At 70.5% G+C, this 234-nt stretch carries 1 protein-coding gene; it reads left to right on the top strand.

The genetic code is table 11. The features are described 5' to 3' along the window. A partial coding sequence (locus tag KVT39_RS37485; protein ID WP_217591531.1) for a LacI family DNA-binding transcriptional regulator occupies nt 1–234 on the top strand: 234 nt, incomplete at both ends.

Below are 234 nucleotides of genomic sequence, written 5' to 3' on the forward strand. Positions count from 1 at the left end.
CGTAGCCCGCCTGCCCGGCGTACCGAAGATGACCGTGTCGCGCGTCCTTGCCGGCCACAGCGTGGCTGCCGAGACGCGCGAACGGGTCTGCAAGGCCAACGACCAGCTCGGCTACGTGGCCGATGCTGCCGCGGGTGCGCTGTCGTGGGGGCGGTCGGAATTTGTCGCGGTGCTGGTGCCGTCGCTGTCGAGCGCCAACTTCTCGGACACCGTGCGCGGCCTGACCGATGCGCT

Origin of the sequence: Burkholderia sp. GbtcB21, from assembly GCF_019091065.1 — a bacterium.
Classification (GTDB): Bacteria; Pseudomonadota; Gammaproteobacteria; order Burkholderiales; family Burkholderiaceae; genus Burkholderia; species Burkholderia pyrrocinia_C.